Genomic DNA, 248 nt, shown 5'->3' with positions numbered 1-248 from the left:
TTGAAGGAGAGGCCGACTTCGAAGGTCGTCTCCGTGACGTTGAGGTCCCAGAACTGATGCTGGAGGACGATGGTCATCTCTTCGGGATATTGCGCCCGCAGGCGCGAGGAGATGCGCACGCCGGGATGACGGGTCTCGAAGGTGACGAAGAAATGGTGCTCGCCGGGCAAACCGGTCTGCGCCACCTCGCCGATCACCTTGCGGATGACCTGCCTCAGCGCGTCCTGAGTGAGAATGTCGTAACGAAT

At 60.5% G+C, this 248-nt stretch carries 1 protein-coding gene; it reads right to left on the bottom strand.

Features of this window, described 5'->3' with window-relative positions; genetic code table 11:
* Positions 1 to 248: ClpXP protease specificity-enhancing factor SspB (locus CH341_RS33090; protein ID WP_245431363.1), on the bottom strand; the 248-nt coding region annotated here is incomplete at both ends.

The organism is Rhodoplanes roseus, from assembly GCF_003258865.1.
Taxonomy (GTDB): domain Bacteria; phylum Pseudomonadota; class Alphaproteobacteria; order Rhizobiales; family Xanthobacteraceae; genus Rhodoplanes; species Rhodoplanes roseus.
This window is presented reverse-complemented; position numbering and strand designations above follow the sequence as displayed.